Raw genomic sequence first — 723 nt, 5'->3', positions numbered from 1 at the left:
TACCAGGGGTATCCGCCGCCGCGGCAGGGGGGAGGGGCTATTCGGCGACGGCGATCTGCTCGCGGTGGGGGGTGGCCGGGCCGGGGAGCTGGTGGGTGACGGCGGTGGCGAGGTCGGCCTGGGCGAGCCGGTCGCCGAGGACCTGGGGGCCGCCCACGCGGTAGGGGCCGGGGCCGGGGGGGGGGCGGTCGAGGTCGAGGGGCGGGGTGACGACGACCCAGTCGAGGGTGGCGGGGGAGTCGCGGAGCAGGTCGAGGGCGGCGGCGTGGCCGAGGGAGAAGGCGCGGTGGGCCTCGGGGAAGGCGGGGTCGTCGTGGACGGCGACCCCGGGGGCGGTTTCCAGGGTGGTGGCGATGCCGACGTGGACGAGGCGGTGGACGCCCGCGCTGGCGAGGCCGGTGATCAGGGCGCGGGTGGCGGCGGGGTAGAAGTCGCCGGCGGGGACGTCGGGCGTGTAGACGGTGCTGACCGCGGCGGCGTGGCCCCGGGCGGTGGCGGCGACGGCAGCGGGATCGGTGACGTCGCAGGGGGCCAGGGTGATCCCGGGGCCGGCCAGGTCGGGGTGCCGTTCGGGGGCGCGGACGGCGGCGGTGACGGTCAGTCCGCGGCGTCGGGCCTCGGCGACGACGGCGCGGCCGACCTGGCCGCCGGCGCCGAAGACGACGAGGTCGGTGGTGGTGGCGGGGGTGCGGTTCATGGCGGTCTCCGTCGGTGGGTCGGGGC

1 protein-coding gene is annotated in these 723 nt (G+C 78.8%); it reads right to left on the bottom strand.

What is annotated here, in order from left to right; translation table 11 throughout:
* Positions 1-37: 37 nt before the first annotated feature.
* Positions 38-697, bottom strand: coding sequence for an NAD(P)-dependent oxidoreductase (locus tag ADK60_RS24100; protein WP_053648845.1), 660 nt, complete (start codon positions 695-697; stop codon positions 38-40).
* Between the last annotated feature and the right edge of the window lie 26 nt (positions 698-723).

It is taken from the genome of Streptomyces sp. XY431 (genome assembly GCF_001279805.1).
GTDB lineage: Bacteria > Actinomycetota > Actinomycetes > Streptomycetales > Streptomycetaceae > Kitasatospora > Kitasatospora purpeofusca.
This window is presented reverse-complemented; position numbering and strand designations above follow the sequence as displayed.